This window comes from Longimicrobium sp. (genome assembly GCF_036387355.1).
In the GTDB taxonomy this organism is placed as follows: domain Bacteria; phylum Gemmatimonadota; class Gemmatimonadetes; order Longimicrobiales; family Longimicrobiaceae; genus Longimicrobium.
Genome location: NZ_DASVTX010000322.1, coordinates 1 through 8129, shown reverse-complemented (window position 1 = coordinate 8129; position 8129 = coordinate 1). Strand labels below are relative to the sequence as shown.

Sequence of the window (8129 nt, the reverse complement as noted above, 5' to 3'; positions counted from 1 at the left end):
TCAGCGCGGCCGGGTGAGGGCGCGGCCGGGTGAGGGCCGCAGCCCGCGCCACCTCCGGCCGTCGTGCGATCCGCGCTGCCGCCCTACTCGTCCGCGCGGATGGCGCCGCGGCTGCGCTTGGTGGCGGAGCGCTGCTTCTTGTCCTTGAGCCGCGCCTCCTTGGCCGCGCGCGGCATCCGCGTCTTCTTGCGCGCCTTGGGTACGATGAGCGCGCGGCGGATGAGCTCGGCAAAGCGGTCCGTCACCAACTCCTTGTTCTGGTGCTGGCTACGCTCGTCGCTCGCGGCAATCAGCAGCACGCCCTCGCCGCTGATGCGGTTGGCGAGCTTTTCCTGAATGAGCGCGCGCTGCTCGTCGGTGATGCTGGGCGAGCCCTGCACGTTCCACGTCAGCTCCACCCGGCTGGAGCTGGTGTTCACGTGCTGCCCGCCCGGCCCGCCGGAGCGCGTGGCCTTGTATCCAAGCTCCGCGCGGGGAATCCACAGCGCGTCGTTGATCTGCAGAACCGTATCTTCGGACATGGAGCACCGTCTGGGAGAGCCGCGTGGCCGCGGACGTTGCCTGCGGGCGTGCGATGCGGCAATCTACGCCGCAGCCGCCGGGCACGCCTCTGGCAAAGGCCCTGCCGCCACCCCGAACGGAGGAACTGACCGAGATGTCCCAGCCCGCATCCGCGCCCGGTACCGGCGCCCCCCATCCGCAGCCGCGCCACTACCACCTGATCGGCATCGGGGGTACGGCCATGGCCTCGCTGGCCGGCCTGCTGCGCGCCGCCGGGCACCGCGTCACCGGCTCGGACGAGAGCGTGTATCCGCCCATGTCCACCCAGCTCCAGGAACTGGGCATCCACTACGCGGAGGGGTACTCGCCCGCCAATCTGGACGTGAACCCCGACATCGTGGTGGTGGGCAATGCCATCTCGCGCGGCAACCCGGAACTGGAGGCCGTCCTGGACCGGCGGATGCTGTACACGGCCGCCGCCGTGGTCATCAAAGACGAGCTGCTGCGCGGCCGACACGTGCTCGCCGTCGCAGGCACCCACGGGAAAACGACCACTACGTCGCTGCTGGCGTGGATCCTGGAATCCGCCGGGCTCAACCCGTCGTTCCTCATCGGCGGGATCGCGGAAAACTTCGGCAGCTCGTTCCGGCTCACGGACAGCGAGTACTTCGTCATTGAGGCCGACGAGTACGACACGGCGTACTTTGACAAGGGCCCCAAGATGTGGCACTACCTGCCCGTCACGGCCATCGTCAACAACATCGAGTTCGACCACGCCGACATCTACCGCGACGAGATCGCGTACCGGTTCGCGTTCGAGCGGTTCATCAACCTGATCCCGCGCAACGGTACGCTGGTGGCGGGATGGGATTCGCCCATCATGCGCGAGCTGGGCCCCCGGTCGCACGCGCCCATCGAATCGTTCGGCTACGAGGGCGAGGCCACGGGCGAGCATCCGCGGTGGACGGCCCGCGACGTGAGCTTCGGCGAGCAGGGAACGACCTTTACCGCGCTGCACGACGGCCAGGTGTGGGGCGAGGTCAAGACGACGCTGAGCGGCGCCTTCAACGTGCGCAACGCGCTGGCGGTGATCGCGGCGGCGGAAGCCATCGGCGCGGACAAGGCGGGCGTGCTGCGCGGCTTTGAGACGTTCGCCAGCGTGAAGCGGCGCATGGAGGTGCGCGGCGAGGCGCGCGGCGTAACGGTGATCGACGACTTTGCGCACCATCCCACGGCCGTGCGCGAGACGATCCAGGCCGTTCGGCAGCGGTATCCCGGGCGCCCCATCGTGGCGATCTTTGAGCCCCGCAGCTACACGGCGCAGCGCCGCGAATTTCAGCAGGCGTACGCCGAATCGTTCGCCTCGGCGGACCGGGTGGTGCTCGCGGGCCTCTTCCACCCCGAGCGCTACACCGAGGACACGGCCATGAACCCGCATGAGCTGGTGGAGGGGTGGCGCGGCCAGGGCAAGACCGCCGACTTCATCCCCTCGCCCGACGACATCGTGGCGCGCATCACGCCGGAGCTGAAGGGCGGCGAGGTGGTGCTGGTGATGAGCAACGGCGGCTTCGGGGGGATTCACGGGAAGCTGCTGGAAGCTTTGGGGGACGGCAGGGAATAGGGAATAGGGAATAGGGAATAGGGAATAGGGGGAACGGCGAGGGGGATGAAACCGGTCGGTTCCATCCCCCTCGTTCGATGTTCGTGGCCCGGAACGGATGGAGTCGCGGATCACCCCCGTCTGTTCTACCCCGCGACGTCCTTGTCCTCCGCGTCCCCCGCGTGAGGGCAGTTGCCGTTTGCTGTTTCCGACCACCGGCCCGGACGCGGGGATGCGCGAAAACTCGCCTCGGCGGGGGGCCGGGCGAGAGTTCGCGTTGCGAAGATCGGGACTCCGCGGGCCGCGCCGGGGGCAGCCGGCCGGATCCGCGGAGGGTTACAGTCCGCCGGTGGGGTAGCCGCCGTCCTTGGGCCGGCCCAGCCACTGCACCGCCTTGATCACCAGCCACACCACCAGCACCAGCGGCAGCACGGTGAACAAGAGGAAGCCGGCCAGGCCGATCGCGATCCCCAGAACCGTCAGCGCGATCTTGACCGCCACGATCGCCAGAATGCCGATCACGACCCACTTGAGGACCGTCTCGAAGTTGCTTCTCTCTTCCATCGTCCATGCTCCCGGTGAATGCCCCGCAACGTGCTGACGGAGGGTGATACGGAGCAACCCGCCCGCGAGTTTCAGATCGCTCCGGTATTCGTCTTGCCCCGCGGCCGGGAATCATCCTGAACCCGGCCAGAACCCATCGTGCCGCAGAAATCCGACCCGCCGCGACACCGCATCCGTCCCGGCCGCTGGCTGCTGGTGGAAGGCCCGCGCCTGGCCATGCTGCGCGGCCACGACGCGTGGAAGCAGCTGCCCCGGCAGGCCCCGCGCACCTGGCTGCGGTGGATGGCGGGCGGGCTGGCGCTGTGCCTGGCCCTGGTGCTTGCGCTGGACCTGTGGGTGAGCCGCCTGCAATCCTCCGGGCGGCTGGCGTGGGAGGCGGACTGGCTGCGCTGGTTCGAGGGCGCCGGCCCGTCGTTCGCCCACGCGGTGTGGATGGACTCGCTGGGCAACTCGGTGGTCCTCATTCCGCTCATCCTGGGCACGGCGCTGCTGGCCGGCTGGCTGCACCGGCCGCTGCGCGCGCTTACGGTGCTGGCCTGCTACTTCGGCGTGGACCTCATCGTGGGGCTGGGCTGGATGATGTGGAACCGCCAGCGCCCGGACCTGATCGCCGGCGGCATCGCGGCGCCCGCGCTGCACTCGTTCCCCAGCGGCCACATGGCGCAGGTGGTGGCCGCGTTCGGGCTGTGGGCGTGGCTGTGGATGCGCGCCACGCCGTCGCGCTCCGAGCGCGTGCTGGCGTCGCTGACCGTTCCCATGGCGTGGGCCATCGTGGCGGCGGCGCGGCTGCGGCTGGGCGCGCACTGGCCCACGGACATCCTGGCGGGGACGGCCGTGGGCGCCGCGTGGCTGGCGGTCTGCATCGCCTCGCTGCGCCGGGCGGAGTCGCGCGGCGGGCGCTGAGCCCCGCTTGCGCGCCGCTGTGCACGGTGTTCCCTTCCGGGCCGAACCGCGTCGCGCACCCATTCCGTATCCGCCATGTCCGGCACCATCCGCATCGGCACGCAGGGGTGGAACTACGCCGCCTGGGTGGGGCCGTTCTACCCGCAAGGCACTCGCCCCGCCTCGTTCCTATCCACGTACGCCCGCGCGTTCACCACGGTGGAGGTGGATTCCACCTTTTACGCCATCCCGCCGTCCAGGAACGTGCGCGGCTGGGCGGACCGCACGCCGGACGGGTTCGTGTTCGCGCTCAAGATGCCGCAGGAGGTGACGCACGAGCGGCAGCTTCGCGACGCGGACGGCGTGGCGGACGAGTTTCTGGACCGCGCCCGCGAGCTGGGGCCCAAGCTGGGGCCAGTGCTGCTGCAGATGGGGCCGGACTTTGCGCCGGAGGGATTCGGGCGGCTGGAGCGCTTTGTGGAGCGCCTGCCGCGCGACATTCGCTTTGCGGTCGAGGTGCGGCAGCAGCGGTGGATGCGCGACGACATCCTTGCCCGGCTGCTGGACCTGCTGCGGGCGAACGGCGCGGCGCTGGCCCTGAGCGACGGAAAGTGGATCGCGCGCGAGACAATGACGGAGCTGGCCGCGGCGCCCACGGCCGACTTTCACTACGTGCGGTGGATGGGCCCCAACCGCGACATCGTGGACTACTCGCACCTGCAGTTCGACCGCGAGGAGGAGATCCGCGGATGGAGCGAGGTGCTGGGGCGCACGGCGCTGCACGGAACCACGGTGTTCGGCTACTTCAACAACCACTTTGCCGGGCACAGCCCCGCCAACGCGCGCCGCATGCAGGAACTGCTCGGCGCACGGCCGGTGGATCCGTCCACCCTGGGCGAGCAGATCTCCCTCTTTTGACGGGCACGCCGGCTCATCGCGCGCCGCTTCCGTCATCCCGCGCGACTGCGCGCGAAACTCGCGAAGGCCCCTCCCCCGGCCCCTCCCCGCGCAAACAGCCGCGCGGAGGGGGAGGACTGCAGCTCGCGCGCAGGGTCGGTGCGCGACGGACGCCGTGGAGGGCAGGAGCCTGACGCGCGCTCTCCCCCGTTACATCATCGACAGGAAGAGCGCGGCGTCGTCGTCGCTGCCGGGCTTGAGCGCGGGGGCGCTGGGCGCGCGAAAGGCGCCGCCGGTGCGCGCGCTGGCATCCACCACCTTGAGCAGGCGCTCCAGCTCGCCCGTCATCTTGCGCAGGTAGTAGCGGTACAGCGCGCCGTATCCCTTGCCGCTCACGGCGGTGAACGCGGCCATTCCCGCCACCGCCGTCCCCGCGACCACCGCGCCCACGCCGCCCGTTCCCACGGCGACCAGGGCCGTGAGCATGCCTCCGCTCACGCCGCCCATTCCGGCCAGCATGGCTCCCGCCCACACGCTGCGCCGCGTGCTGGTGCGCAGGTCGCTGCGAAGCGTGAGCTCGCACCGGTTGCCCTGGCCGCCGGGAACCGTGCGCAGGGTCGCCTGGATCTGGATGACGTCTACAGCCTTGGCGGTGTAGCTGAACGTGGTGTATCCCGAGGCTGTCGAGAGCGTCATCTGGGGGACCTGGAACACCAGCACCCCGCCCTGCAGCGGCGGCCCCCCGATGCTGTCTTCCAGCGTGAGCGAGTACGGGTGCGCGGGAAACACGCGCTGCATGGCCTCCAGCACGCGGGCCGGCTCGGCGTCGATCACGCGCGACACCTCCAGCGTGCGCGCGGTGGTGCCCAGCATGCGCCGGCCCATTCCCTCCACCCAGGGTGCCAGTTCCTCGGCGTGCTCGCCCAGCGCGTCCTGCTCTACCAGCGCCTGGCGGATGTACTCCGGCGAGATGCCCGCTTCCACCGCCGCGGCCTCCACGTCCTGGCGGCGGAACCCGTCCGTGGACGGGCCCGCGTCCATGGCGGCGGTCAGCTGCCCGCGCGCGGTTTCCTGCAGCCGCGCGGCGGCCTCGGCCTGCAGTTCGGCGGCGCGGCGCAGCGCCTGCCGCGCCCGCTCATCGGGGATCAGCCCGTCCTTGTCAGCGGATCCCGTTCCCGCCACATCCGTGCGCTCAGCACCGCGCTTCACGAGAAACTCCCTGGGTAGATGACGAGAAGACCGCGCGCGGCGGGGCCGGTCCGTCTGGTGCCGTGCGCGGAACGAGCGGTGGATTGCACCGGGTTGTTGTTCATGCCGATGAGAACGAGTGCGGGGCCCGTTTGGTTTCGGCGCGGGGTCGCGCTGCGCGCGGGCCCCTCCCCAGCCCTCCCCGCGCAAACAGCCGCGCGGAGAGGGGGGAACAGCGGATCCGTGCATTCCGGAAGGTGCCGGGCTTTCGGAGAGGCCCCCTCTCCCCGGCCCTCTCCCCCGCTGACGCGGGAGAAAGGGAGACCTCAGCGTGGGGGCGGCGTTCGGCACCAGACCTGTCGTCCGCGCAGGGGCAGCCTCACGGCAGTATCGTGTGGCTTTCAGCCGTTGTTGCGGCGACTTCAGTCGCTCAGTTGCCTCTCGCAGCTCGATCCACCGCCTCCTACGCCAGACTGTCCGCCGCGTGCAGGTGAAGTCCCCCGTCCGTTTGGGGGACTTTCCGCCGTTGTTGCGGCGACTTCAGTCGCTCAGCCTGGGCGGCGTGGATCTCTGGCGTGCGCACCCAGTCCTCGCTCCACCAACCCTCCCCCAGTCCTTTTTGGGGGAGGGTGGGTGAGTATTGCGAACCCGGGTGGGGAGCCGCGATGGGCTGTTCAGTTCAGTCCCCCAGCGCGATCACGGCGTGTAGTTGATGCTGGCGTAGGCACTCAGGTCGTTGCGGTACGAGCCGTTCAGGCCGTAGGCAACGCCGCCCGTGACGCGGAACGACGGGAGGCCGGCAGAGAGAACCCCCGGGAACGCCGTGGACGCCTCCACGCCGATCATCCGCTGCCACCGCTCCCAGGTGCCGTCCGTGCTCCCGGCCCAGTAGTACGGACGCACCCCGCCCAGCACCGTGCTGGCGCGCCACGTGAGCATCTCGTCGCCCTCCAGAGCGCCCCACCGCAGCCCCGGCATCCCGATCCGCTGCGACACCACGGCCTCATCCAACAGCAGCGGCCCCGTGCCGCCGATGGTGAAGCGCTCCCACGCGGGCGCGCCGCCGCTCAGCTTTCCGTACGCCGCGTCCACGCGCACGCCGGCCATCCCGCTGCCCAGCCCCACCGACAGCCCGGCCAGTCCGCGCGCCCACCGCTCATCGCCCGTCTGCCCCGCGCTTCCGCTGAGCGAGAATGCCGTGGATGACGAGAACGGCCCGCTGCGCCCGCCGTTGCTGGCCGCGTACCGGCCGAAGACGAAGGACCGCGCGCCGGCGTCCCCATCCGCCCGGTCAAGGCGCCCGGCGGACACGCCCGCGCGCCACTCCTGCGCAAGCCGCCCGCGGTTCCACGCATTCCGCGCGCTGACCGCCGCGCCCGCGTAGTCCCCGTCAAACGCGGTGTTCGCGTATCCGCCTACCCGCGACGGATCGTGGTTGATGAAGAATGCCTCGGCGGAAATGGACGGCCGCGCGCCGCGCCACGTCCCGCCCAGGGACGCGCCCCGCTCCGTGCCCGCGTTCCCCCATCCGCCGCGCGCCAGCAGCGACAGCCGGCCGATGGGATCGGCGTTGTAGAGCGCGGCGCCCGCCGTGGCGCCGTCCGCGCTGGCCGCACCCCAGGGGAGCGCCTTGCTCCACCGCGGCCCGATGCCGTACGCGGACGACGGCCCCACCGGGCGCCGGGCCAGGGTGTCCGGCGCGATCTGCGCGACGCGGCGCACGGCGGGCGCCAACTCCGCGGGAAGCTGCACGACGGGGCCGGGGCGCGCCGTGGCGCTGTCCACCCGCTGCAGGTCCAGCCCGTACGCGTGCAGGGAAAGGAAGTAGACGTCGCCGTTGGCGCGGTTCACTTCCGGCGCCACCGCCAGCCCCGTGACCCGCGTCAGCGGCTCCGGCGCGCCGCCCGCCACGGCGATGCGCGCCAGGTTGGGAATTCCGCCCGCCTCCGACACCACGACCAGCGAGTCGCCATCCGCCGTGAACACCGGGTCGTACGTGCTCGCGGCGGGGTCGTCGTACAGCACGCGGACGGGGCCGCCCGCCGCGTCCACGGCAACCACCTTCCACCGCCCGCCCTCCTGCATGGCCGCCGCGACCGTGCGCCCGTCCGGCGAAACGCGCGGCCGGTCGAACACGCGGTCGGTCGTTCCCGCGGCCAGGGTGGTGAGCGCGCCGGTGCGCAGCTCCACCATCACCAGGCCGCAGAACCCGTTGCGGCACTGCACGGCGGCCGCGCGGCGTCCGTCCGGCGCGGGGTCGGCCGCGCGGATGGCGGCGTTGCGCGTCACCTGGCGGATGGTGTTGCGGCGCCAGTTCCACACGAACAGTTCCGGACGCAGCACGCCCCCGCCGCCCGGCACGCCGCGGATCACCAACATCTGCTGGTCGCCCATGAAGCGGGGCTGCGAGTAGGTGTACGTTCCGCCCGCGGGCCGCAGCGTGGCGATGGGGGTTCGGGGACGGGGCCACACCTCAATGGGTGGCACGTCCAGCGAG

General features: G+C 71.4%; 7 protein-coding genes. 3 read left to right on the top strand and 4 right to left on the bottom strand.

Features of this window, described 5'->3' with window-relative positions:
• Nucleotides 1-83: 83 nt before the first annotated feature.
• On the bottom strand, nucleotides 84-521 hold the full coding sequence (gene arfB / locus VF665_RS14190) for an alternative ribosome rescue aminoacyl-tRNA hydrolase ArfB (RefSeq protein ID WP_331054090.1): 438 nt from the start codon (nucleotides 519-521) through the stop codon (nucleotides 84-86).
• A gap of 134 nt (nucleotides 522-655) precedes the next feature.
• On the opposite strand from arfB, the gene mpl reads away from it, so the two are divergent.
• Nucleotides 656-2122, top strand: coding sequence for a UDP-N-acetylmuramate:L-alanyl-gamma-D-glutamyl-meso-diaminopimelate ligase (mpl, locus tag VF665_RS14185; protein WP_331054089.1), 1467 nt, complete (start codon nucleotides 656-658; stop codon nucleotides 2120-2122).
• A gap of 315 nt (nucleotides 2123-2437) precedes the next feature.
• Here the strand turns inward: mpl and VF665_RS14180 are convergent, their stop codons facing one another.
• Entirely contained in the window at nucleotides 2438-2665 is a 228-nt protein-coding gene (locus VF665_RS14180) for a hypothetical protein (protein ID WP_331054088.1), read from the bottom strand.
• A 138-nt stretch (nucleotides 2666-2803) separates the two neighbouring features.
• Between VF665_RS14180 and VF665_RS14175 the strand changes: the two genes are divergently transcribed.
• Complete coding sequence (locus VF665_RS14175; protein WP_331054087.1) at nucleotides 2804-3568, top strand: phosphatase PAP2 family protein; 765 nt, start codon at nucleotides 2804-2806, stop codon at nucleotides 3566-3568.
• 75 nt (nucleotides 3569-3643) lie between these two features.
• Nucleotides 3644-4465: a DUF72 domain-containing protein gene (locus VF665_RS14170; protein ID WP_331054086.1), complete on the top strand. Its 822-nt coding sequence runs from the start codon at nucleotides 3644-3646 to the stop codon at nucleotides 4463-4465.
• Nucleotides 4466-4654: 189 nt separating this feature from the next.
• Here the strand turns inward: VF665_RS14170 and VF665_RS14165 are convergent, their stop codons facing one another.
• Both VF665_RS14165 and VF665_RS14160 read right to left on the bottom strand, forming a co-directional pair.
• On the bottom strand, nucleotides 4655-5653 hold the full coding sequence (locus tag VF665_RS14165) for a hypothetical protein (RefSeq protein ID WP_331054085.1): 999 nt from the start codon (nucleotides 5651-5653) through the stop codon (nucleotides 4655-4657).
• Nucleotides 5654-6328: 675 nt separating this feature from the next.
• On the bottom strand, nucleotides 6329-8129 hold a 1801-nt coding region (locus VF665_RS14160), incomplete at its 5' end, for a TolB family protein (protein ID WP_331054084.1).

Bases quoted from the DNA above. Each gene is read 5' to 3' on its own strand.
- mpl (WP_331054089.1), top strand. From the start codon at position 656: ATGTCCCAGCCCGCATCCGCGCCCGGTACCGGCGCCCCCCATCCGCAG.
- arfB (WP_331054090.1), bottom strand. From the start codon at position 521: ATGTCCGAAGATACGGTTCTGCAGATCAACGACGCGCTGTGGATTCCC.
- VF665_RS14170 (WP_331054086.1), top strand. From the start codon at position 3,644: ATGTCCGGCACCATCCGCATCGGCACGCAGGGGTGGAACTACGCCGCC.
- VF665_RS14180 (WP_331054088.1), bottom strand. From the start codon at position 2,665: ATGGAAGAGAGAAGCAACTTCGAGACGGTCCTCAAGTGGGTCGTGATC.